Genomic DNA, 22,468 nt, shown 5'->3' with positions numbered 1-22,468 from the left:
CAGGGATGCGCAAAAGGCTCACGGGGGCCGGAGGCCCACTAACTCGCGAGCCAGGTGACCTCGCCGCCGACTCCACCGAGACGGAACTGTTCGAGCTCCGCGTCCCAGGCGGTACCGAGAACGTGATCCAGCTGCGCGTACACGTCGCCGCGGCCCTGTTCCAGGATCGACCGCAGTCGCTGCTCGCCCACCATGACGTCGCCGTTGGCACTGGTGGCGCCGTGCCACAGGCCGAGGCCGGGCACGTGCGCGAAACGTTCACCGTCGACACCCTCACTGGGGTCCTCGGTGACCTCGAAACGCAGCATCTGCCATGAGCGCAGCACGCTGGCCAACCGGGCGCCGGTGCCCACGGGGCCGGTCCAGTTGGTGGTGGCCCGCAGTTGACCGTCGAACGCGGGCTGCGCGGTCCACTTGAGATTTGCTCGGCAGTCGAGCGCATCGGACAGCGCCCATTCGACATGCGGGCACAGCGCGGCCGGCGACGAGTGAATGTAGACGACACCCGTGGTCGAGTCCGCGAATTGGTTCAGTGCGTTCACCGTTGCCTCCAGCTTCGACGAGGGACGTCTTCCCCAACGGCCTGACGCGTCTGCTGATGTACGGCTTCTACCAGTGTGCCTCGAGTTACCCCTGTTACACCAGTCGTTCGGTGTGTCGGGTGGGTTCCGGCGGCGTGTCGCGGCGGGTCACACGCCCGCGAGCACCGTGTCACCCAACGCGGTCCACAGCGGCTTGGCCCAGTCCCCGAAGGCGCGGTCGGCGAGCACGACGCACGAGACGCGGGCTTCGGGGTCCACCCAGAGGAACGTTCCCGACTGCCCGAAGTGCCCGAACGTGCGCGCCGAGTTCGTCTCCCCCGTCCAGTGCGGCGACTTGTGATCACGGAGTTCGAAGCCCAGACCCCAGTCGTTGGGTCGCTGCGACCCGTACCCGGGGAGGATGCCTCCGAGTCCCTCGAACTGCACGCTCGTCGCCTCGTCGACGGTCTGGCCGGAGACGAGCGTCGGTGCGAGCAGTTCCGCCGCGAACGCCTCCATGTCGCGAAGATTGGACCGGGCTCCGTGGCCGGCCGACCCGTGCAGCTCGGTCGAGGTCATACCCAACGGTTCGAGCACGGCGGCGGACAGGTACTCCCCGAACTCGATGCCGGAACGCTCGGTCACGTGCTCCGCCAGGATCTCGAAGCCGGCGCTCGAGTAGATGCGTTTCGTCCCCGGCGCCGTGGTGGGCCGTCGGTCGTCGAACGCGACTCCCGAGGTGTGGGCGAGAAGGTGTCGGACGGTGGATCCTTCGGGTCCCGCCGCCTCGTCGAGCTCGACGGCTCCCTCCTCCACCGCGACGAGCGCCGCGTAGGCGACGAGGAGCTTGGTGACCGAGGCCAGTTCCTGCACGCGGTCCCGATCACCGTGCCGCGCGGCCACGTCGGGACCGTCGGTGATCACCGCGGCCGACACCGCCGGGACCGGCCAGTCGGTGAGTGAGGACAGAATCTCGGATGCGTTGCCGGTGACCACGAGCCCGACTGTAATTCACACTCGTCACAGAATCTCGATGCGTCCGGGTACACGCGACTAGCGTGCGTGGAATGACCTCGGCTGGAACCACCCGCACCGCCCACGGCACCTGCACCCTCTGCGAGGCCATGTGCGGACTCGAGTACACGGTGACCGACGAGGGTGTGCAGTCCGTCCGCGGGGACAAGAAGGATCCGTTGTCCCGCGGACACATCTGCCCCAAGGCGACCGCGCTCGTCGACATCCTGAACGACCCCGACCGTGTCCGCCGACCGCTGCAGCGCACCGAGTCGGGGTGGCGCGAGATCGGGTGGGACGAGGCGGTGGACCTCGTGGCCCGACGCCTGTCCGCCATCCGTGACGAGCACGGCGCCGACGCCGTGGGTGTCTACGCGGGCAACCCCAACGTGCACAGTCTCGGCGCCATGACCCACGGCATCCCGTTCCTGTCGATGCTGCGCACCCGCAACCGGTACTCCGCCACGTCGCTGGACCAGTTGCCGCACCAGCTGACCAACATGTTGTTCTACGGGCATCAGCTCCGTCAGCCGATCGCCGACATCGACAACACCGACTTCTTCCTCGTCCTGGGCGCCAACCCGATGGCGTCGAACGGATCCATGATGACGGTGCCCGATTTCGGGAAGCGGGTGAAGGAACTGCACGCACGTGGCGGGCGCATGGTGGTGATCGACCCGAGGCGCACCGAGACGGCGGACGTCGCCGACACCCACCACTTCATCCGTCCCGGCACGGATGCTCATCTGCTGCTGGCGCTCGTTCACGTCGTCCTGGCCGACGGCGCCGCTACCCCCGCCCCGTACGTCGACGGCGTCGAGGGTGTGACCGAGGCGGTGGCGGCGTTCACGCCCGAGGCCGTGGCACCTCTCACCGGTATCGACGCCGACGTGATCCGCACGCTGGCACGCGATCTCGCGAGCGCCGGATCGGCCGCGGTCTATGGCCGGATGGGTGTCTCCACCCAGGAGTTCGGCACCGTGTGCCAGTGGGCAGTGCACGTCCTGAACATCCTGACCGGCAATCTCGACCGGGTCGGCGGCGTGCTGTTCACCGATCCGGCCGTCGACCTGATCGCGAACAAGATCACCGGCCGCGGTCATTTCGACAAGTGGCGCAGCCGGGTGCGGGATCTGCCCGAGTTCAGTGGCGAGCTCCCGGCGTCGACCCTCGTGGACGAGATGACCACCGACGGGCCCGGGCGCGTCCGCGCCATGGTGGTGGCGTCGGGCAACCCGGTGCTGTCGATGCCGGGCGGCCCCCGGCTCGACGACGCGTTCGCCGGGCTCGATTTCATGGTGTCCTTCGACATCTACGTCAACGAGACCTCACGCCACGCCGACATCATCCTGCCGTCCACGGTGGCCCTCGAGCGGGACCACTACGACCTGATCTTCTCGACGTTCGCGGTGCGGAACACCGCCAAGTTCAATCCGGCCGTCCTGCCGAAAGAAGCCGACGCGCGCCACGACTGGGAGATCTTCCGCGATCTGAGTCTGCGCTACGCCGCCGTCCGCCGCCGCGGAACGCGTGCGCGGACCCTGGGTCGGGTGAACGCCGCGGCCGTGGTCCGTGAGGTGCGCACTCGGCTGTCCCCCGCCCGAACGGTCGAACTCCTGCTGCTGCGCGCTCGCGGGGTCACTCTGCGGACACTTCGCAAGAACCCGCACGGCACCGACCTCGGTCCGCTGCGTCCCGGTCTGCCGGGCAAGCTGCTCACCCGCGATCGGCGTATCGGTCTGATGCACGACGTGATCACCCCGGACATCGACAGACTGCGGAGCGCTCTACTCGCCGCGACGCCGTCCGCGGACGGCGAACTGCTCCTGATCGGGCGCCGCCACGTTCGCAGCAACAACTCGTGGATGCACAACGCGCCGCGTCTCGTGAAGGGCAAGCCGCGCCACGGTCTGCTGGCACATCCCGCCGATCTCGACCGTCTCGGCATCGCCGACGGGGACACCGTCGAGGTCGTGTCCGCCGCCGGCTCCGTGCGCATCGAGGTGACGGCGAGCGACTCGGTGATGCCCGGCGTCGTGAGCATCCCGCACGGTTTCGGGCATGACCGCGACGGTGTGCGACTGACGGTGGCCCGCGACGTCCGCGGACCGAGCGTCAACGACCTCACCGATCCGGACCGCGTCGAGGGCGTCGCGGGAAATGCCGTCCTCAACGGTGTCCCGGTGACGCTCCGGCTCGTCGGGACCGACGATCAGGACACGTCGAGCAGCCGGGTCCCGTCGACGAGCAGCGAGCGGAGGGTGGGTTCGTCGACGGGCGGACAGATGGCGTGACCCTGCGCGCGGTGGCAGCCCAGCTCGACCAGAGTGCGCGCCGCCGCGGACGTCTCGACTCCGTTGGCGACGACGTCGAGCCGGAGTGACCGAGCAAGTCCGATCATGACCGAGACGAGCGCACGATCGTCGCCGTCCACGCCGAGCCCGTCGGTGAAGTGCCTGTCGATCTTGAGCACGTCGAGCGGCAACCTCTTGAGATGCAGCAGTGACGAGTAGCCGACACCGAAGTGGTCGATGGCCGTCCTGATTCCCCTGTCGCGCAGGGAGGTGAGGGCTGCGCCCGATCGCGCCACCGAATCCACCACCGCGACCTCGGACAGCTCCAGGCAGAAGCAGGCCGGGTCGATCCCGTGGGTCCGCAGGACGTCCGCCACCTCCTGCGCGAAGTCGCGCACGGCGAGGTGGACCGGTGAGATGTTCACGCGCAGAACCAGGTCGGTGCGACCCGTGGCGTCCCGCCAGCTCACATACGCCCGGCACGCCGCATCGATGACCCAGCGCCCGAGTTCCGGGGCGAGGTTCGCCGCGTCGGCGATGGGCACGAAGACGTCGGGCCCGAGCATGCCGCGGGTCGGATGCGGCCAGCGGACGAGAGCTTCCACTGCGGTGATCTCACCGGAACGCAGGTCCACCTCGGGTTGGAAGTGCAGCACCAACCGGTCGTGGGAGATGGCATGGCCCAGCGTCAGCTCGACGTCGGTCCGCAGGTCGTTGGTCGCCGCGATCTCGTCCGAGTAGAGGACGACGCCGTTGCCACCCGACGACTTCACGTGCAGCGCCGCCTGATCCGCCCGGCGCAGCATCTCCGACGGATCCGCGGTTCCCACGGCCACGCCGATACTCGCGGTGCGGGTCACCCTGTCGTCCCCCACCACCATCGGCTCGGCGACCACCGACCGGACCATCTCCGCACGCTCCGCACCGTCCTCGGCCGTGGGCGCACCACCGAGGACGACGACGAACTCGTCCCCGCCGAGCCTCGCCACCACGTCCCCGTCCGGCAGTCGGCGGCGGATGCGGTCCGCGACGGTGCGCAGGAACTCGTCACCCATGCGATGGCCGAGGAAGTCGTTGAGAGCGGCCAGCCGGTCGATGTCCACGAACAGCACGCCCACCGCGGTGCCGTCGCCGGCGCGCCCGTCGAGCAGCTCGGTCAGCCCGTGACGGTTCATCAGCCCGGTCAGTTCGTCGATCATCGCGGTGTGGCGCAGTTCGTTCTCCGCGGCCACGCGCCTCTGCACCTGGGCGAGCATCGCTCCGACCGCAGTGACGGCCTCGAGCTCCTCCGCGGTCCACTCGCGGTCGGCGAATCGAACGAAACCCAGGACGCCCAGGGTGCGGCCGTCGCCGACCAGGGGTACCGCGACCATCGTGGTCGCCGGAACCCCTGATGCGTCCTTCACCCGGTCGCGGTAGTTCTCGGGCTGATCGCTCGGCCTGTAGATCTCGACCTCGGTCTGGCTGCGCGACCGGGCGAACACGGGATCCGCTCTGTCGAAGTACACGACGCCCAACGGATCCGGGTCGGGAACGACGGGCCGCGGGGGCCACTCCGCGGCGAGAATCGACGCGTCGATGCGCTCGTCGTTGTGCCGGAGAAAGCACGTGTCCATCCCGAAATCGGTGGACAGGTCTCGGAGCAGCGCCCGGTACGCCTCGACGACGTTCGCGGAGTCGGCACCGAGCAACCGCGTCGCCAACTCGGACACGAGCGTGTTGAGGGGCCGCCGGACACTCGTCCGACCTTCCATCCGATCCATGACTTCTCCTGAAATCCCCTGATCGGCCCGATGCCCCCGCACGGCCGTCACCACCCCACCCGGTCGATGCAGCGTGTCGTACTCGCAGCTCGAGGCATCTTCCGCGCATTCTGATCAACATCTGATCCGAAAATGCAGTGACCTGCAACTCATGACATCACACATAAAAACCGACTCTTTACCGGTTTTGCCTCAGTTGCACCGTGGCAGAACCGTAAGTCACTGTGCCACTATCGGTCCCATGTCGGACCTGGTATCGATGAATACGTCAGCGAGCTCGGTCACGGCTGCCCCTGACCTCTCGTCCCTGTACTACCGAGTCGTGCGGTCCGACCGGGCGACGACGGTGCACGACGGCTCCGGCGCTCTCGCGTTCTACAACTCCGCGTGCAGCAACCTGCTCGGCTACGACTCGGGTGAGCTCGCGCTGCTCGGATCGTCCGCAGTGCTCCATCCTGCCGACACCGAGGCCCTCGCCGATGCGACCGCGCGGGCGTTTGCCGCCCTCGACGGCTCGGCCGACGCTCGGCTCCGGCTGGTCCGCAAGGACGGTGGGGCCGTCGAGGTGGATCTCGAACTCTCCCGGGTACAGGTCGGGGACCGTCGATACCTGCTCGTCGAGTCGACGCCGGTCGCCCCCGCGGCCTGACTCGCCGGGCCGGAGGCACGACCGCTGAACCCCGGTGGACACCATCCCGAGTACAGGAGCGCCAGACCATGACGGCCCCGCCACTCTCGACCACGCACACACGCCCCACACACGCCTTCGGGTACTACGACGATCCGGTGTTCGAGTGCACCGTGGTCGCCACCTCCCCCACCTCCCGCCCGGATCTGTGGCGTCGCTACCTCGAAGGTGCACGCATCAGTTACGAGCGGCACGACGTGTCCGTCGCCCTCGAGTACGACACCATCCGCGACGGGCGGAACACGACCATCTTTCTGTGCGCCCTGGATGCGTCCGGGCGCATGCTCGCCGGCATCCGCGTCCAGGGTCCGTACGAGCACGCCCGTCAGACGCACGCCGACCTGGAGTGGCAACGGAACCCGTTGGCGCGGAACGTCTTGCGAGACGCTGTTAACGACCGTCTCCGCGAGGGAGTCATCGAGCTCAAATCGGGCTGGGTGGATCGTGCAGCTCCACGCGACAAACGTCTCGTCGACATGATCGCGCACGCAGGACCGCTGGCGTGCTCGTTGCTCGGGGTGCGTTTCGCACTCTCCACCGCTGCGGACCATGCCGTGTCCATGTGGCAGAAGTCGGGGGCCGTGGTGGCCGATACGATCGACCCCACGCCGTATCCGGACGACCGCTACAGCACGAGGGCCCTCTGGTGGGATCTGAACACGTTCCGAGAGACCGCTCACGCGCATCACGCTCGACGGATCGACGACGCGGCAGCGCAACTGGTCCACACCTGGTCCACGGGAACGACATAGGCCCGACACGAAGGAGCGACTCGTGACCGATGCGCTGACAGGCTCTGCTGCACTCGTTCTCGATCCACACTCGGAGAACGATCGAGCGGTCGTCGAGTCTCTGCTCGGCGACGGTGTGACCGTCGTTCTCGACACACTCGACGCCCAGGCACGGGGACTGTCCGCGCTGGTCCCCCGGCCCGATGACGACGTTCTGGACGAATCCCCTCGCTGGGTGCACTATCCGTGGCGCCGCACGCTCGTCCGCGTTCTCGGGCCTCGCGGGTTCCGTCGGCTCCGGCTCGACCGCAACCGCAACAAGATCACCGCCGAGGAGCAGGACCGGTTCGGCGCGGCGAAGATCGGCGTCGTGGGTCTGAGCGTGGGGCACGCGGTCGCGCACACCCTGGCCCTCGAGGGACTGTGCGGGGAATTGCGGGTCGCCGACTTCGACGAGTTGGAGCTCTCCAACCTCAACCGGATCCCGTCGACCGTTCTCGACCTGGGCGAGAGCAAGACCGACATCGTCTCCCGGCGCATCGCCGAGCTGGACCCTTACCTGTCCGTGCGCGTCGAAGCACGCGGCATCACCGCCGACACGGTCGACGACTTCCTGGACGGCCTCGACATCGTCGTCGAGGAATGCGATTCCCTCGACGTGAAGGTCCTGCTGCGTGAAGCCGCCAAGCGGCATCGCATCCCGGTGATCATGGAGACCAGCGACCGCGGACTTCTCGACGTGGAACGGTTCGATCTCGAGCCCGATCGTCCGATCTTCCACGGCGCCGTCGGCACTCTCTCGTCGGGCGCCCTCAGCGGTCTCAGCACGCGCGACAAGGCACCCCACGTCATGTCGATCCTCGGTGCATCCGACGTGTCCGCGCGGTTCGCCGCGTCCATGGTCGAAGTCGACCGCACGATCTCGACGTGGCCGCAGCTAGGGAGCGACGTCGCTCTGGGAGGGGCGACGGTCGCAGCGGTGGTGCGGCGCATCGTGTTGGGCCTTTCCATGCCGTCCGGTCGCACCCGTGTCGACGTCGACGGCGCTCTCGACACCCTCGGAACGACCGAGAGCGCCCGGGACCCCATCGACGAGCCGGCACCGACGACGGCGCCCACGACACCGACCTCGGTCGTGGACTCGATGGTGGAGGCCGCTCGGCGCGCACCGTCCGGCGGCAACGTTCAGCCGTGGATCGTGACCACGTCCGACGACGTCGTCACGATCACGCTCGATCCTCTGCGCACCACCGGTCTCGATGTCGCGCACCGCGGGAGCCGAATCGCCCTGGGCGCCGCGGTGTTCAACGCTCGGGTCGCCGCGGCCCGAGCCGGACTCACGGCGGTGCCGACCGTCGTCGACGAGGGGGACGGTCGCGTACGCGTCGAACTGAGACTGGCGCGAAGGCCGGACACTGCCCTCGCTCCCCTCCACGACGCCATGATGCGGCGTTCGACGAACCGTCACCCGGGCACACCGACCGCACTGGCCGACGAGGTCGTGCGCGACCTGTGCGCGGCGGCTGCAGCGGAGGACGGCTCAGCGGTCGTGATCACGGATCGGGCGGCGCTGTCCGAGATCGGCGAGATCCTGGCGGAATCGGACCGACTCCGCTACCTCACCACCACGCTGCACGCCGAGATGATGTCCGAACTGCGGTGGCCCGGAGACGACGACCCGGACACCGGTATCGATGTCGCCACTCTGGCCCTCGACGCCACCGACCTGGTCAAGCTCGACGTCGCCCGACGACCCGACGTGATGCGTCTTCTCGCGGACTGGGACGCCGGCACGGCGTTGGGCGACGACACGCGCGATCGGATGGCGACCACGTCCGCGGTACTCGTCGTGTTCGCGCCGGGAACCACCGGCCGCGATCACGTCGTCGCCGGCGGTGCAGTGGAGCGTGCGTGGATCACGGCCGAGTTGCACGGTCTGGCAGTCCATCCCGTGTCTCCCGTGTTCCTCTACGCCTCGGAGGAGTACGAATTCGACGCTCTGTCCCCGCGTTACGCCGAGCGACTACGCGCACTGCGTCACCGCTTCCTCGATACCGCTGGTCAGCCGCGAGACAAACCGGTCGGCCTCGTATTGCGACTGTCTCACTGCGCAATTCCCGCCGTTCGAAGTCGGCGTCGACCTCGCTGACGGCACTCTTCGCGGTACAGTCGGCTGAACGAGTGCAGTCCAGCGCTCCGCAGCCACGCGAGGAGACCCGACGTTGGAGCGCCGTCCGAGCTTCGACGTGCTGGTGACCCGGGTGGCGACCCATCTGATCGGCGTCAACGCCGCCACGGTCGGTGCGGGCTACGAGAAGGTCCTCTCGAATCTCGTCGACTACTTCGACGTGGACGCCGCCTATCTCCGGCATCACGACGCGCAACGCCGTGCCACCGTGATGGTGGCGGAGTGGCCCGCTCGTACCGACGTCCCTGATCCCGACCCACTGGGGACCGTCACCTTCCGTGACGCCGACCCCGTGTTCGCCGCGACGGAGCACCTCAAGGAGCCGCTGCTCTTCCGCCCCGATCCCGCCATGGAGGACTACCGCCGACGCGTCGAGAGCGCCTCCGGTTACCAGAGCATCTCGATGGCATCGGTCCCGCTCGTCACCCGCGACACGACGACCGGAACCCTGGGGTTGGTCGCGTCGGGCGACCGCGAGTGGTCCGACGAGGAGGTCGAGGCGCTGAAAGCGATCGCCACCCTCTTCTCCCAACTGCAGGCTCGGATCGACGCCGAGGAGCACCTGCGGTGGGCCGCCACGCACGACGCGTTGACGGGGTTGCTCAACCGGCGGGGTGTCTCGGAGCTGCTGTCCGCTCGACTCGCCGGGGGCGGTGACGCATTCGCGGTGCTCTACTTCGACCTCGATCGCCTCAAGGCCCTGAACGATTTCCTGGGGCACTCGGCCGGTGACACGTTCCTCCGCACGGTCGGTGCACGGCTGCAGCGGCATTCGGACGCGGACACTCTTCTCGCACGGTGGGGCGGCGACGAGTTCGTGGTCGTTCTTCCCGGTCCGATGACGGAGGACGACGCGTACGCCGAGGCCTGCCGCATTCTCACCGTGGTGACCGCACGGGTCGACATGGCGGGCGAGTACGTCTCACGTACCGCCAGTATCGGTGTCGCACTGGGCATCCCCGGCAGCGGTACGGTCGATTCGGTGATCGCGGACGCCGACCAGGCTGCGCTGGCCGCCAAAACGGCCGGGGGCAATCAGGTCTCGCTGTTCAGTTCCGAGATCCGCGAACGCAACGAGTTGCAGAACGACATCGAGCTGCATCTGCGCGCAGCGATCGAGGGCGAGTCACTGCTCCTGTACTTCCAACCCGAGATCGACCTCACGACCGACCGCATCACCGCGGTCGAGGCCCTGGTGCGGTGGCAGCATCCCACCCGGGGCATGCTGCCGCCCGTCGAGTTCATTGCCATCGCCGAGGCCGTCAACCTGGCCACCGACCTCGGACGGTGGGTGCTCCACACCGCGTGCAGAACGTACGCGTCGTGGCGCTCGACGTTGGGAACACTGGACATCGCACTGCGGGTCAATGTGTCACCCGCACAGTTGGTCTCGCTCGACTTCGTGCACACCGTACGAGAGGCGTTGTCCCGGTACTCCCTCGAGCCGCAGTACCTGTGCATCGAGATCACCGAGGTGGCGGTGGTCCACGACATCGTCCTGGCCGCACGGGCTCTGCGCGACATCCGTGCACTCGGGGTACGCGTGGCCATCGACGACTTCGGCACCGGGTACAGCTCGCTCTCGCATCTCAAGACGCTGCCGGTCGACGCCGTCAAGATCGATCGCGAGTTCGTCACCCACCTCGCGACCAGTAGGGACGACCGCGCGATCGTCGAGGCCGTCACCGCCCTCGCTCGGGCCTACGACCTCGACCTCATCGCGGAGGGGCTCGAGGACGTCGACGCCCGTGCCGTGTTGCTGGAACTGGGGTGCTCGCGCGCGCAGGGGTACCTCTACGCCCGCCCCCAGCCCGCCGACGTCGTCCTCGAGATGCTGCGAGTCGGAACGCTCACACCGAGCTGAACGTCAGCCCTCCGCCTGGTCGGGCTGCGTTCCGGCCGCGTCGTCCAGTTCCGAAGGGTCCGCGTCGGGGTCGCGCGAGGAGTCGTAGGGCCTCTCCGAGGAGGTCGAGGGTTCGTCGGACACGGGCGAGTCGCCGTTCGGTTCGGTCATGCGGCACGCGTACCCGCGGCCGCCGTCGCTAATCCTGCCCAGGTATCGTGAGCGCGCGTCAGCGCCGGGGGCGGTAGCTCAGTCGGTTAGAGCCGTGGACTCATAATCCATTGGTCGCGGGTTCGAGCCCCGCCCGCCCCACTCGGACCCTTCGCCTTCCCGCACCTCGGTCGTCAGGCCAGGACGTCCCCCTCGCCGGGACACCGTTGTCCCGACACGCACACACCGTCGTTTCGGCTGTTCGTCTGCTATATTTTGAACTCTAGGTTTGTTTCGAAGCGATCGACCCGGCTACCCGTCTGTTCGTCGACTCCGAACGGTGACGAGAGAGGCAGGACCGACGGCAGAGCCGTGAGGAACGACGATGATGCCCGACGAGGATGGATCAGACCCGCGCCCGACGCTGTCGGAGGCCTTCATGTCCTCGCGACTCGGTCTCGCGACGGTGTTCGACCATTCCCCCGACGTGGTGCTCGTGTCCACGTCCGACGGCCGGATCGTCCACGCGAATCCCGAGGCGTCGAGGACTCTCGGACTCGACGGCGGTGAGCACGGGCCGCCGGACGAACCGACCGTGGACGCCGTCGTCGTCCCCACTCCCCCCACGACGCTCACGGACATCCTCTCGGCTGTCCAGCTCCACGGAACTTGGCTCGGCCGAACAGAACTGGTGCATCACCTCACAGGAGAAAGGCTCGCGGTGTCCACCTCAGCATTCGCCGTACGCGGCCACGACGACGACTCGTCCCTGGTCGTCTCGATCCATCGCGACGCCTCTGCACAGAATGCCGACGACCATCTCCTGCAGAAGGCTCTGGACGCGTCGACCTTCCGGGCGTCCGAGCAGCGGGTCGTCGCCGAGCTGAGCAGGCTCGCTCTGCGCGGCCGGCTCGACGACCTTCTGTCGGCGGCCACCGACGCCGTCGTGACGCTGTACGGGGCGCGGTGCGCCGTCATCACCCGCGCGCACGACCTGCCTGCCACTCTCGAGATCGTCGCCGCCACGGGGGACGACGCACCGCACGATGTGTGCGCCACCGGGCCCTCCTCGATCACCGCGTTCGCCAGCCGATCGGCCACCCGGATCGTGTGGTCCGGGGACGCGCACGAGTCCAGGTTCGACGTCGCCGCCCTCGTCGCGGGTGGTGTCGACAACGCGGTCGCCGTGCCGATCGACGGCACCGGCCAGCCGTGGGGTGTGTTGACCGTCCTCGGGGTCGACTCGCGCTATCTCTCGTCCGCCACCGGGTCGTCCGTGCCGATCATCGACATCACGACGGCGGGGCCGCCGATTCTGGTCTCGGACAATCCGATGCTCGACACCGGCGCCCTCGACACGGTGTCCGACGTCGTGTCCGCAGCCGTGCATCGTGTCGGCGTCGAGAGCGAACTGCGCTACCGCAGCCTCCGGGACCCGCTGACGGGGCTCCCCAATCGCGCACTGGCGTACGACCGCATCGAGTCCGCCGTCGAGCGGGGCGTCGCGAAGGCCACCACGACGGCCGTCATGCTCATCGACCTCGACGACTTCAAGTCCATCAACGACGGGCTGGGGCACGAGGCGGGCGACTCGGCTCTGGTGTCCATCGGCAACCGCCTCACCCGGGCATCGCGCCCCGGCGACACCGTGGCCCGCCTGGGCGGCGACGAGTTCGTGGCGGTCTGCGAGAACCTCTCCGGTCCGGAGGAGTCGATCGCCGTGGCGCAGGCCTACGCGGACGCCGTGCGGGCGGCCATCGTCGTCGACGGCAACGAACTGCGCATCACCGCGAGCATCGGCGTCGCGTTGGCGGACGACACCGTGCCCGGCAACGAGCTCATCCGCCGCGCCGACGTGGCGATGTATCGCGCGAAGGACACCGGTCGCGGGAACGTCGCGGTGTTCGACACCGACGATCGAGAGCACCGCCGCAACCAGTTGGCTCTGTCGGCCGATCTCCGGTCGGCTCTCGACAGCCAGATCCTGACGCTCGCGTACCAGCCCATCTTCGACATCGCGACCGGCCGCATCACCGCCGTGGAGGCACTCGCGCGGTGGCAGCACCCCACCCTCGGCTCGGTGAGCCCGGAGACCTTCGTCCGGATCGCCGAGCGCACGGGCCAGATCAACACCCTCGGCCTGTGGGCTCTGCACACCGCGTGCGTGCAGGCGGCGGAGTGGCAGGCCATCTCTGACGTCGGCGTGCGGGTCAACGTCAGTGCCCTGCAGCTTCGCCAGCCCGAGTTCGTGGCCAGCGTCGCCCGCATCCTCGCCAGTTCCGGTCTGCCGGTGGGCCGACTCGGCCTGGAGATCACCGAGACGGTGTGGCTCGCGGACACGGCGCAGGTGCGGGACGCCCTCACCGAACTGCACGAGATGGGCGTGTCCATCCTCCTGGACGATCTGGGCAGCGGCCACAGCTCCGTCACCTACCTCAGCCGGTATCCCGTCATCGAGGCGTTCAAGATCGATCAGACGTACATCCAGGCCATGCCGGGCAAGCAGCCCGAGGCCATCGTGTCCGCCATCGTGTCCCTGGCACACGCGTTCGACGTCGCCGTCGTCGGCGAGGGTGTCGAGTCACAGGCCCAGTTCGACCGTCTGCGGGACAGTGGTTGCGATCTGGCCCAGGGCTTCTGGCTCGCCCACCCGGCCAGCGCGAACGAGGTCACCTCGATGCTGCTGGAGCGACGCGCCGGCTGACCGTCAGCCGGCCGGATCGGTCCTGGTGGCGTCGCGCACGAAGTCGGCGGCCACCTCGCGAACTCGCACGTTCCGGCGCTGCGCCTCACGCGAGAGCACGTCGAACGCGGCGTCCGCGTCGAGACCGCGCATCGCCATCAGAATGCCCTTGGCCTGCTCGATGGGGGCGCGTCGCGCCATGGCGTCGCGCAGTCCGCTCACCGTGGTGGTGGCGTCGGTGTAGCGAGCATGCTCCCCGATGGCCCGTCCCACCGTGGTGGTGAGGCTGTCCAGGATGTCGGCGTCCATGTCGTCGAAGGCGTCGGCGGACGAGCCGTACAGGTTGAACGAGCCGATCACGCCGTCGAGAGTCCTGATGGGCGAGGCGAGGAACGAGTGCACACCCTCGGTGCGCGCCGCGGCCGCGAACTCCGGCCACCGCTGCTCGGTGCTGTCGCAGTCGACGACGATCGTGGTGTCGGTACGGGACGCCTCGAGGCATGGACCCTCGCCGGTCTCGTACTGCATCTCGTCCACCGCGAGGGTGGTTCTGTCGGTGTAGACCGCCGTGTACGTGGTGCCGTCGTAATCGATTGTCACGCCGCAACTGTCGGCGCCTCTGATGACGTCGTGCGCGAGATCCACCGACCGCTGCAGCAACTCACCGAGCTCGTCCGTGTCCTCGATGCGTCGACCCAGCGAGCCGACGATCTCACCGAGTCGTTCGGGTGTCAGGCCACCTTCGGCCCGCCCTTCCGTGTCCATTGCACCATTCGATCACACGCCCGCCGATCCACCGAGGCGTGTTCGGCACACTCCGTCGGTCCGTGCGTAGTCTGAGGTGCGGTCGGCGTTTCGGTTCGTCGACCCTCGGGTAGTTCCCCGGACGGCATGCAGACCAGGCACGCCTGTGGGAGCTTCCCATCGAAGATGTCCGCGCGTCCCGTCACATCGGAGGAACAGTGGATCCGGAAGTTCAGCACGAACCCAGCGAGATCACGTACGACGAGAGTTTTTACCCGGCCAGGCCTCGCCCACTGAAGCCGTCGGTGCGTCGTGCGTACCGCACTGCGGGCGCGCTGCCCCAGGGTGACGCCGACGCCTCCAATCCCGAGTACGTGTCGTGGCTCGTCGACCGGTCGATGCTGCACGATGCCAAGCTGATCGCGGAACAGTTGTCCGGCAAGGGCAGCATGTGGCAGAACCCCTACGCGTCGCCGGATCCGCGCGGAGCCGTCGAGCGCGCACCCGTGTGGTTCACCGCGTATCCCATCTCGCTCATCGCGGCTCCAGGACAGAGCTTTCTTGGCACGCTCGGCGACGAGGCTCTGTGGCAGGTGTTCTCGGACATCGGCATCACGGCCGTGCACACCGGCCCCGTCAAGGAGGCCGGCGGACTGCACGGGTGGCATGCCACACCGTCGGTCGACGGCCACTTCGACCGCGTCAGCATGCAGATCGACCCGGCGTTCGGCTCCGAGGAGGAGTTCCGGCGGCTGTGCGTCGTCGCGTCCGCCTACGAGGGCATCGTCATCGACGACATCGTCCCAGGACACACCGGCAAGGGCGCCGATTTCCGATTGGCGGAGATGAACGTCTCCGACTACCCCGGCATCTACCACATGGTGGAGATCGAGCCGCAGGACTGGCACCTGCTCCCCCGCGTGAAGGCGGGCCAGGACTCGGTGAACATCGATGCCGAGTCCGAGGCCAATCTCGCTCGTGCCGGGTACATCGTCGGCCAGCTCCAGCGCGTCATCTTCTACGAGATGGGCGTCAAGGAGACCAACTGGAGTGCCACGCCGGTCATCCGCGGAGTCGACGGGGTCGAGCGCCGCTGGGTGTACCTGCACTACTTCAAGGCGGGTCAGCCCTCCATCAACTGGCTCGATCCCTCGTTCGCCGGTATGCGCCTCGTCATCGGCGACGCCTGCCACTCCATCGCGGACCTCGGCGCCGGCGCACTGCGTCTCGACGCCAACGGGTTCCTCGGAGTCGAGCGCCGGACCGAGGGTCCGGGATGGTCCGAGGGCCACCCGCTCTCGGAGGCCGCCAATCACCTCATCTCCAGTGTGGTGCGCAAGATGGGTGGCTTCACCTTCCAGGAGCTTAACCTCACCATCGACGACATCAAGGCGATGGGAAGCAGCGGCGCCGATCTGTCCTACGACTTCATCAACCGCCCCGCCTATCACCACGCGCTCGTCATGGGGAACACCGAGTTCCTCAGGCTCACCATGAATCTGGCGCGGGACCACGGTGTGGACACCGCCTCGCTGGTGCACGCGCTGCAGAATCACGACGAGATGACCTTCGAGCTGGTGCACTTCGCGACCCTGCACCGTGAGGACGAGTTCTCGTACGGCGGCGACGTGATCAAGGGCGGCGATCTGGGTGACCAGATCCGCGCCGAACTGTGCGAACGACTCACCGGCCGGTGGGCGCCGTACAACCGCACGTTCACCAACAACGGGATCGCCTGCACCACCGCGTCGGTCATCACGGCGTCGTTGGGCATCCGCGACCTCGACCGGATGGACGACACCGACATCGAGACGGTCAAGCGCGCCCATCTCATGCTGGCCATGTACAACGCGCTGCAACCGGGCGTGTTCGCGCTGTCCGGCTGGGACCTCACCGGCATCCTCCCGGTGCCGGCGGAGGAGGTCGCCGATCTCATCCGTGAGGGCGACACCCGCTGGATCAACCGTGGGGCGCACGACCTCATGAACACCTCGCCCGACGCCACCCGGTCGGAGTCCGGGATCCCCCGTGGCCGCAGTCTCTACGGCTCGTTGCCGGAGCAGATGAAGGACTCGACGTCGTTCGCGCGTCAGCTGTCCCGCATCCTCGATGTGCGGACGAGGTACGGCATCGCGACGGCCACCCAGCTCGACGTCCCGTCCGTGTCGCACAAGGGGCTGCTCGTCCTGGTGCACCAGCTGGGCAACGGATCCATCTCGGCGACGGTGCTGAACTTCACGGGCGACGAGATCCACGCGACGGTGCAGTCGAAGCACCTCACCGGCGGGGCCACGGTGGTGGACCTGTTCACCGACCAGGACATCGCCGTCGTCGACGAGCTGGGCAGTTTCCCGATGACCCTGCAGCCCTACCAGGGCGTCCCGGTGATGCTCAGGGGCTGATGCCGAGAGGTGGCCGGGGAAGGTTAGGCTAACCAGCATGCGAGTGGCGATGTTCGGCTATCAGACCTGGGGACACACGACGCTTCGGACGGTCATCGAGTCCTATCACGAGGTGGTCCTGGCCGTCACCCATCCTCCCAGTGAGCACTCGTACGAGTCGATCTGGTCGGATTCCGTGGAAGATCTGGCACGCGCCCACGACGTGCCGGTCCACCTCGCCCTCACTCCGGACGATGCGCTGCGCGTCGCGTTGGAGGAGGCGAAGCCGGACATCATCGTCGCGAACAACTGGCGCACCAAGCTGCCCCGGTCCATCTACGACATGCCGCCGCACGGCACCCTCAACCTGCACGATTCGCTGCTGCCCCGGTTCACGGGATTCTCGCCCGTGATCTGGTCGCTGATCAGTGGCGCGGCCGAGACCGGCCTGACCGCGCACCGCATGGACGACGAGCTCGACACCGGCGACGTCGTCATCCAGCGGTCCGTCCCGATCGGCCCGCGCGACACCGCGACCCAGTTGGTGCAGGCGACCATCGACCTCATTCCCGAGGTACTGCTCGAGGCGCTCGGCGCGATCGAGAGCGGTACCGCGGTGTGGACCCCGCAGGACCTCTCGCAGCGGACGTTCTTCCACAAGCGTGCGGACATCGACAGCCGTATCGACTGGACGTGGCCGGCCGAGGACATCGACCGTCTGGTCCGCGCTCAGTCCGATCCCTACCCCAACGCGTGGACCCATCACCGTGGCCGTCGGATCCGTATCGTCGAAGCGCATGTGTCGCAGGGCATCTACGGCGGTACACCCGGTCGCGTCTTCATCCACGAGGGTGACGGCATGGCGATCGTCTCCGGCCCGAACGCCCACCTCGGCCGTAACCGAGCGCTCGTGATCGACGCGGTGCGCACCGAGGACGACGACCGCACGATCCCTGCTGCGGAGTACTTCCCCCGCGGCGGCGGGTACCTCACCGACGCTCCCTGACGTTCGGTTCCGGAGGCGCCCCGTTTGGCTCCCCGACGCACGGGTATCGCCACGACATGCCGGAACAACGCAGTGGGCTCGTCGTGGCCGTGACCGGAGCGACGGGAAACCTCGGGACCTCGGTCGTCGACGCGCTGGTCGACGACCCGGCGGTCTCCGCGGTCCGTGCGATCGCGCGGCGCTCGCCCGTGCCGACGGACGGTCGTCCGGCGTGGGCTCCCGCACGGACGACGTTCGTCGAGGCGGACATCGCACGGGACGACCTGGGTCCGCTGTTCGACGGAGTCGACGTCGTCGTACACCTGGCGTGGCAGTTCCAGCCGTCGCGCGATCCGGTGCAGACCTGGGACGTCAACGTCGTCGGCGCGATGCGGGTCTTCGACGCCGCGGCGGCGGCCGGAGTGAGCGCGTTGGTGCACGCGTCGTCGGTCGGTGCCTACTCCCCGGGATCGAAAGACGTTCGGGTGACCGAGGACTGGCCGACGCACGGCTGGCAGGGCGCGGCCTACACGCGCGAGAAGTCGTATCTCGAGCGTGTGCTCGACCGGGTGGAGACGCGGAATACCGACCTCCGGGTCGTCCGGATGCGCCCGGCCTTCGTCTTCGAGGCGTCGGCGTCCACGGAACAGCGTCGACTGTTCGGCGGACCCTTCGTCCCGGCCCGGCTGGTTCGACCCGCGTTCGTCCCGGTCTTCCCTGACATCGCGGATCTGGTGTTCCAGGGAGTGCACTCCCGCGATGTCGGACGAGCATTCGCCGCGGCGGCGGTGCGCGAGGTGTCGGGCGCGTTCAACCTCGCGGCGGACCCCGTCATCACCCCGGCCACCTTCGCGGAAATTCTCCGCGCGCGGTTGATCCCTCTGCCCGCGTCCGCGGTGCGACTCGCCCTCGATGCTCTGTTCACCGCACGCCTCGTTCCCACCGACCCCGGCCTGTTCGACGCGGTGCTGCGGCTTCCCATCATGGACTCCGGTCGCGCCCGCGACCTGCTGGAGTGGGCGCCTCGACACACCGCGCAGGACGCTCTCGCCGAGTTCGTCCGCGGCGTGCACGAGGTGGAGGACGCCCCGACCCCGCCGCTGTCCGCGTGACCCGGCGGCGGTTTGCGTCGGGTGAGTGCGGGTAGTCCGCAGTCCATGACCCGAGAGCAGACGACGGGTGACGACCCGGCCCACGCGGACCCGGACGATCCTCGAAAGCCCGATTCACCCACCGATCTCACCAAGCCGTCGTTCTTCTACGTCCTGCGCAAGACCGCGCGCGAGTTCTCCAAGGACCAGTGCACCGATCTGGCCGCTGCTCTCACGTATTACGCGGTGCTGTCGCTGTTCCCGGCTCTTCTCGCCGTCGTGTCCCTTCTCGGCGTGTTCGGGCAGGGCGAGCGCACCGTCACCGCGGTGCTCGACATCGTGTCCGACCTGGGGCCCTCGTCCGCCGTCGACACGCTGCGCGGACCGGTCGAGCAGCTCGTGCAGGCGCCCACCGCCGGACTCGCCCTGATCATCGGTCTGGCCGGCGCCCTCTGGTCGGCGTCCGGCTACGTGGGCGCGTTCGGCCGCGCCATGAATCGGATGTACGAGGTGGACGAGGGCCGACCGATCTGGAAGCTGCGACCGGTCATGCTGGTCGTCACTCTGGTCGGCCTGATCTGCATCGCCGCAGCGGGACTCATGCTGGCCGTCAGCGGTCCCGTCGCCACGGCCGTGGGTGACGCGATCGGTGCCGGCGACACCGCACTGACGGTGTGGAACATCGCGCGGTGGCCCGTCGTCCTCGCGCTGATCGTCCTGGCCGTCGCGATCCTCTACTACGCCACACCCAACGTGCAGCAGCCGAAGTTCCGATGGATCAGCACAGGGGCCGGCATGGCCATCGTCGTGTGGATCCTCGCGTCCGTGCTCTTCGGTTTCTACGTCGCGAACTTCAGCAGCTACAACAAGACCTACGGCTCGTTGGCCGGCGTGATCATCTTCCTGCTGTGGCTCTGGATCACGAACCTCGCTCTGCTGTTCGGGGCGGAACTCGATTCCGAGCTGGAACGCGGCCGCCAACTCCAGGCCGGCATCGAGGCCGAGGACCATCTGCAGCTTCCACCGCGCGACACGCGCGTCTCGGAGAAGAACGAGGAGACCGATCGCGAACACGTCGAACGTGGTCGCGCCCTGCGCCTCTCACGTGGCGAGGACTCGTCCGCCCGGTAGCGTGGTGGTGACACGGGCCATGGGAGCCCGGAGCGAGGGTGGTCTGCGCGAGTGAGTGACACGGGGGCGGGCGCGCTGGTGGCGTCCGCACGCCGAGCGCGTCGGCAATGGCGCGACAGCGCCCACGACGGCGATCCGGTGCGATCGGACGTGGTGGTCGTCCAGGGCCTCGCCGCGATCTGCGTGCTGAGCACCGTTCTGTACGGAGCGGTGTTCCTGTGGGTGGTGACGGACCCCGACTACGTGGTTCACTGGTGGGTTCAGTCCTACAACCTGCTGGTCGCCGCGCTCGCGGCCACGACGTTCTGGGCACTGCACACGCCGCGGGCCATGTGGTTCTACCGTCACACGGACGTCGTGACGTTCGTCGCCGCAGCCCTGATCATCGCCAGTCCCGTTCTGGGCAACGCCGATGCGGATTCCGGATTCCCCGCCTTCGGACTCGCGCTCTCCATCGTCGCCGCCGCCGCGCTGCTGCAACGACGATGGCACGTGGTCGTCGTCGTCACCGGGGGCGTACTGGCCTGGATCGCCCTTGCCTCGGTCAACGGGATCGGAAACGTCGGGGTGCGCACCTTCGCGGCCGCGATCGTGCGCACCGTTCTGGTGGCGGGGTTGATCCACTACGTGCGGATCCGCACCATCGGTCTGCTGTGGGAGCGCTACAGGTCGGTGGATCGAGCACGCGCTCGAGCCGATTCGCTGTCTCACCGAGACGACCTGACGGGGCTGCTGAACCGGCGCGGTCTCGCACGGGGCGCCTCGCCCGCGCTCGCCGACTGCGAACGTGATGCCGTGCCCGTCGGTGTCCTCTATCTCGATCTCGACGGTTTCAAGGAGATCAACGACCGAGCCGGCCACGACGCGGGCGACACGGCGCTGGTACGACTGTCCGGCATTCTCCACAGAAGTTTTCGCTCCGACGATCTGATCGCCCGCGTCGGCGGCGACGAGTTCGTGGTCGTCCTCCCCGGGGCCGGCGAACAGGAGGTCCTCGACCTCGGGGCGACCGCCCTCGACGGGCTCGGCGCCGCGCAACTCTCCGTCAGTGCGGGGGTCGCGGTGTGGAACCCCGCCCCCGGCGGCGTCGGCCCGGACCTCGACGAACTGATGAGGCGGGCGGACAACGCGATGTATCGCGAGAAATATCGGCGTTGATCGGTCTCGTCCTGCTCGTGACTCCGAATTCGGGGTACTGCTCTGGGACGCCGCCGGTCACATCCGCGGCGTCGACGGCGTCGAGAACTGGCGTCACCATCGACGGTCTCGGCCGTCGACTCTCCGGACGCGCGCCGACGTCGGCAGCGCGTCGATACTCGAGGTGATCCATGACCCAGTCCATCTCTCCCACCGATCGTCGATCCGCCGGGACGATCCTGATCACCGGCGCGTCCAGCGGTATCGGCCGCGCCACCGCCCACCTCTACGCCGAGCGCGGCTGGTCCATCGTCGTGTGTGCCCGTGGCCGTGACGGTCTGGCCGCCGTGGCCGACGAATGCCTGCAACGCGGCGCCGCCGCGGTGGCCGTCAAGCCGGTCGACGTGGTGCGCGGCGACGACGTGACCAAGGTCGTCACCGAGGTCGTCGAGCAGTTCGGCCGCCTCGACGTCTGCGTGCACTCCGCCGCCGTGATGTCCTACGGGACGTTCCTCGACACCCCGGCAGAGGTGTTCGATCACGCCGTGTCGGTCGACCTGCTCGGGTCCGCGAACGTCGCACGGTCGACGCTGACGGTGTTCCGCGACCAGGAGCACGGCCACCTCGTGGTCATCGGCTCGTTGCTGGGCCGTATCGCGGTGCCGTGGATGGGCACCTACGTCACGTCCAAGTGGGGGCTGCGGGGCCTCACCCGTGTTCTCCAGCAGGAGGTTCGGCAGTATCCCGGCGTGCACGTCAGCGCCGTCGCACCCGGTGCCGTGAACACGCCGATCTACGAGCAGGCCGCCACCGTCGTCGGGAGAGCAGGATCGCCGCCTCCCCCCGTCGCGGAGCCCGAGGTCATCGCCCGTGCCGTCGCGGCGGTCGTCCGGCGCCCACAGCGTGAGCGGGACGCCGATGCGGTGTTCGGCCTCGTCAACAAGTTCGCGTCGGCGGGCTACTCGCTGGTGCCGGCGGTCTTCGATCGACTCGTCGGGCCGTTGATGTGGCGTTTCGGCATCGCACGCGAGCCCAAAGACGATTCGGAGGGCAATGTATTCCACTCCAGGACCGCACCTCCCCCGCGGAAAGTGACCGCGCGGACCGGAGACCGTCCACACTGA

Annotated in this window: 17 protein-coding genes and 1 tRNA gene; 13 read left to right on the top strand and 5 right to left on the bottom strand. The window is 68.3% G+C overall.

Annotated features, from left to right (window positions below):
• Positions 1-38 precede the first annotated feature (38 nt).
• The gene (locus BR07_RS0112625; RefSeq protein WP_027505753.1) at positions 39-542 is read right to left on the bottom strand and encodes a DUF3145 domain-containing protein; all 504 of its coding nucleotides are present in this window, start codon (positions 540-542) and stop codon (positions 39-41) included.
• 147 nt (positions 543-689) lie between these two features.
• Positions 690-1,517 (bottom strand): serine hydrolase domain-containing protein, encoded by an 828-nt coding sequence (locus BR07_RS0112620; protein ID WP_231476315.1) that lies wholly within the window; start codon positions 1,515-1,517, stop codon positions 690-692.
• Between the two features lie 71 nt (positions 1,518-1,588).
• Between BR07_RS0112620 and BR07_RS24425 the strand changes: the two genes are divergently transcribed.
• Positions 1,589-3,829 carry a molybdopterin-dependent oxidoreductase gene (locus BR07_RS24425; protein WP_081821255.1) on the top strand — a complete coding sequence of 747 codons (2,241 nt, stop codon included), beginning with the start codon at positions 1,589-1,591 and terminating at the stop codon, positions 3,827-3,829.
• On the opposite strand, the gene BR07_RS0112610 is transcribed toward BR07_RS24425, so the two are convergent.
• A complete protein-coding gene (locus tag BR07_RS0112610; protein WP_081821254.1) occupies positions 3,748-5,592 on the bottom strand; it encodes a putative bifunctional diguanylate cyclase/phosphodiesterase in 1,845 nt (614 codons plus the stop codon). The two genes, BR07_RS24425 and BR07_RS0112610, sit on opposite strands and share 82 nt — an antisense overlap.
• Positions 5,593-5,833: 241 nt before the next feature.
• Here BR07_RS0112610 and BR07_RS0112605 point away from each other — a divergent pair, with 241 nt between their 5' ends.
• The 4 genes from BR07_RS0112605 to BR07_RS0112590 all read left to right on the top strand — a co-directional run bounded on the left by BR07_RS0112605 (position 5,834) and on the right by BR07_RS0112590 (position 11,063).
• On the top strand, positions 5,834-6,241 hold the full coding sequence (locus BR07_RS0112605; protein ID WP_197027788.1) for a PAS domain-containing protein: 408 nt from the start codon (positions 5,834-5,836) through the stop codon (positions 6,239-6,241).
• A 68-nt stretch (positions 6,242-6,309) separates the two neighbouring features.
• The gene (locus tag BR07_RS24420) at positions 6,310-7,032 is read left to right on the top strand and encodes a hypothetical protein (RefSeq protein ID WP_051613357.1); all 723 of its coding nucleotides are present in this window, start codon (positions 6,310-6,312) and stop codon (positions 7,030-7,032) included.
• Positions 7,033-7,054: 22 nt separating this feature from the next.
• The gene (locus BR07_RS0112595) at positions 7,055-9,160 is read left to right on the top strand and encodes an Rv1355c family protein (protein ID WP_027505749.1); all 2,106 of its coding nucleotides are present in this window, start codon (positions 7,055-7,057) and stop codon (positions 9,158-9,160) included.
• 73 nt (positions 9,161-9,233) lie between these two features.
• Positions 9,234-11,063: a putative bifunctional diguanylate cyclase/phosphodiesterase gene (locus BR07_RS0112590; RefSeq protein ID WP_027505748.1), complete on the top strand. Its 1,830-nt coding sequence runs from the start codon at positions 9,234-9,236 to the stop codon at positions 11,061-11,063.
• Between the two features lie 3 nt (positions 11,064-11,066).
• Here the strand turns inward: BR07_RS0112590 and BR07_RS27370 are convergent, their stop codons facing one another.
• A complete protein-coding gene (locus BR07_RS27370; protein ID WP_197027787.1) occupies positions 11,067-11,213 on the bottom strand; it encodes a hypothetical protein in 147 nt (48 codons plus the stop codon).
• A 67-nt stretch (positions 11,214-11,280) separates the two neighbouring features.
• Here BR07_RS27370 and BR07_RS0112580 point away from each other — a divergent pair.
• Both BR07_RS0112580 and BR07_RS24415 read left to right on the top strand, forming a co-directional pair.
• A tRNA-Ile gene (locus tag BR07_RS0112580) sits at positions 11,281-11,354 on the top strand.
• A 223-nt stretch (positions 11,355-11,577) separates the two neighbouring features.
• Positions 11,578-13,896: a sensor domain-containing protein gene (locus BR07_RS24415; RefSeq protein ID WP_051613356.1), complete on the top strand. Its 2,319-nt coding sequence runs from the start codon at positions 11,578-11,580 to the stop codon at positions 13,894-13,896.
• Between the two features lie 3 nt (positions 13,897-13,899).
• Here the strand turns inward: BR07_RS24415 and BR07_RS24410 are convergent, their stop codons facing one another.
• Positions 13,900-14,640 (bottom strand): GAF and ANTAR domain-containing protein, encoded by a 741-nt coding sequence (locus BR07_RS24410; RefSeq protein ID WP_051613355.1) that lies wholly within the window; start codon positions 14,638-14,640, stop codon positions 13,900-13,902.
• 197 nt (positions 14,641-14,837) lie between these two features.
• Between BR07_RS24410 and treS the strand changes: the two genes are divergently transcribed.
• From treS to BR07_RS0112540, 6 genes are all read left to right on the top strand, one after another.
• Positions 14,838-17,021: a maltose alpha-D-glucosyltransferase gene (gene treS, locus BR07_RS0112565; RefSeq protein WP_027505747.1), complete on the top strand. Its 2,184-nt coding sequence runs from the start codon at positions 14,838-14,840 to the stop codon at positions 17,019-17,021.
• A gap of 37 nt (positions 17,022-17,058) precedes the next feature.
• On the top strand, positions 17,059-18,006 hold the full coding sequence (locus tag BR07_RS0112560; RefSeq protein ID WP_027505746.1) for a methionyl-tRNA formyltransferase: 948 nt from the start codon (positions 17,059-17,061) through the stop codon (positions 18,004-18,006).
• 56 nt (positions 18,007-18,062) lie between these two features.
• Entirely contained in the window at positions 18,063-19,097 is a 1,035-nt protein-coding gene (locus tag BR07_RS24405; RefSeq protein ID WP_037185712.1) for an NAD-dependent epimerase/dehydratase family protein, read from the top strand.
• 45 nt (positions 19,098-19,142) lie between these two features.
• Positions 19,143-20,207, top strand: coding sequence for a YihY/virulence factor BrkB family protein (locus BR07_RS0112550; RefSeq protein ID WP_027505889.1), 1,065 nt, complete (start codon positions 19,143-19,145; stop codon positions 20,205-20,207).
• 51 nt (positions 20,208-20,258) lie between these two features.
• Positions 20,259-21,365 carry a GGDEF domain-containing protein gene (locus BR07_RS26270; RefSeq protein WP_027505745.1) on the top strand — a complete coding sequence of 369 codons (1,107 nt, stop codon included), beginning with the start codon at positions 20,259-20,261 and terminating at the stop codon, positions 21,363-21,365.
• 170 nt (positions 21,366-21,535) lie between these two features.
• The gene (locus tag BR07_RS0112540; protein WP_051613353.1) at positions 21,536-22,468 is read left to right on the top strand and encodes an SDR family NAD(P)-dependent oxidoreductase; all 933 of its coding nucleotides are present in this window, start codon (positions 21,536-21,538) and stop codon (positions 22,466-22,468) included.

This window comes from Rhodococcus sp. UNC23MFCrub1.1 (assembly GCF_000686025.1).
Classification (GTDB): domain Bacteria; phylum Actinomycetota; class Actinomycetes; order Mycobacteriales; family Mycobacteriaceae; genus Rhodococcoides.
Note: the sequence above shows the minus strand (reverse complement) of the source record. Positions and strands in the feature narration are given on the sequence as shown.

Bases quoted from the DNA above. Each gene is read 5' to 3' on its own strand.
- BR07_RS24420 (WP_051613357.1), top strand. From the start codon at position 6,310: ATGACGGCCCCGCCACTCTCGACCACGCACACACGCCCCACACACGCC.
- BR07_RS0112605 (WP_197027788.1), top strand. From the start codon at position 5,834: ATGTCGGACCTGGTATCGATGAATACGTCAGCGAGCTCGGTCACGGCT.
- BR07_RS0112550 (WP_027505889.1), top strand. From the start codon at position 19,143: ATGACCCGAGAGCAGACGACGGGTGACGACCCGGCCCACGCGGACCCG.
- BR07_RS24410 (WP_051613355.1), bottom strand. From the start codon at position 14,640: ATGGACACGGAAGGGCGGGCCGAAGGTGGCCTGACACCCGAACGACTC.
- BR07_RS27370 (WP_197027787.1), bottom strand. From the start codon at position 11,213: ATGACCGAACCGAACGGCGACTCGCCCGTGTCCGACGAACCCTCGACC.
- BR07_RS0112560 (WP_027505746.1), top strand. From the start codon at position 17,059: ATGCGAGTGGCGATGTTCGGCTATCAGACCTGGGGACACACGACGCTT.
- BR07_RS24405 (WP_037185712.1), top strand. From the start codon at position 18,063: ATGCCGGAACAACGCAGTGGGCTCGTCGTGGCCGTGACCGGAGCGACG.
- BR07_RS0112610 (WP_081821254.1), bottom strand. From the start codon at position 5,592: ATGGATCGGATGGAAGGTCGGACGAGTGTCCGGCGGCCCCTCAACACG.
- BR07_RS24425 (WP_081821255.1), top strand. From the start codon at position 1,589: ATGACCTCGGCTGGAACCACCCGCACCGCCCACGGCACCTGCACCCTC.
- BR07_RS0112540 (WP_051613353.1), top strand. From the start codon at position 21,536: ATGACCCAGTCCATCTCTCCCACCGATCGTCGATCCGCCGGGACGATC.
- BR07_RS24415 (WP_051613356.1), top strand. From the start codon at position 11,578: ATGATGCCCGACGAGGATGGATCAGACCCGCGCCCGACGCTGTCGGAG.